Below are 281 nucleotides of genomic sequence, written 5' to 3'. Positions count from 1 at the left end.
CAAAGCAGTTGAAGCGTCGGACGCTCTACGTCGTCCAGGAAGACGGTTTCGAGGAGCAGGCAGCAATGATTTGTCCCTGCGGCTGCCGATCCATTTTACATATGAATCTTCTCCCCGACGAACGCCCTTGCTGGCGTGTCACGCACCATGACGATGGGACCGCCACTCTCCCTCCTTCGGTGTGGAGGAAGAAGGAATGCGGCTCGCATTTTTGGTTTCGCAATGGCCGCGTTGTGTGGTGCTGAGCGGCGCTCAAGCGCTTGCCACAGACTTGCCACAAG

General features: G+C 57.7%; 1 protein-coding gene. It reads left to right on the top strand.

Annotated elements, in window-relative coordinates:
- On the top strand, positions 1–245 hold a 245-nt coding region (locus RMT89_RS42475; RefSeq protein WP_315889105.1), incomplete at its 5' end, for a DUF6527 family protein.
- Positions 246–281 lie beyond the last annotated feature (36 nt).

It is taken from the genome of Streptomyces sp. P17, assembly GCF_032436805.1.
Classification (GTDB): Bacteria; Actinomycetota; Actinomycetes; order Streptomycetales; family Streptomycetaceae; genus Streptomyces.
Note: the sequence above shows the minus strand (reverse complement) of the source record. Positions and strands in the feature narration are given on the sequence as shown.